Genomic DNA, 373 nt, shown 5'->3' on the forward strand with positions numbered 1-373 from the left:
AGGAGAAGGGTCAGAAGTTGATTCATAAGGTTGGGGTGAATAGCATCAAATCTGGGTTCACTGCCGGGGCGAAAACCTATGGCGGCACCATTAAAAATGCTCGTGGGGAATCCGAAGCTCCCGGGGCTACTCTTCAGACCGGCACATCAGGGACGGTAGCTGCTGATGAGCAGTGAACTTATCTTTGGTCTCTTCTGCCTAGTCTTTGTGGTGGGGACGTTTTGGCTCTCAGCAGTATTTGAAGGGCGCCGGCGTGAGCGTGAGCAGAAAACCCAGCAGGTGGTAGAAGAAACTTCTGATCCTCGGGCTGTGGTGCGGGTGTTGGCGTCGGTGCGGTTACAAGCCTCGTGGTTTATCAAAATGCTCTTATGGG

At 53.4% G+C, this 373-nt stretch carries 1 pseudogene; it reads left to right on the forward strand.

Annotated features, from left to right (window positions below):
- Positions 1–165 precede the first annotated feature (165 nt).
- A pseudogene (locus tag HMPREF2554_RS11175) lies at positions 166–373 on the forward strand (hypothetical protein); the annotation flags it as partial.

This window comes from Rothia sp. HMSC071F11 (assembly GCF_001809115.1).
Lineage (GTDB): Bacteria > Actinomycetota > Actinomycetes > Actinomycetales > Micrococcaceae > Rothia > Rothia dentocariosa.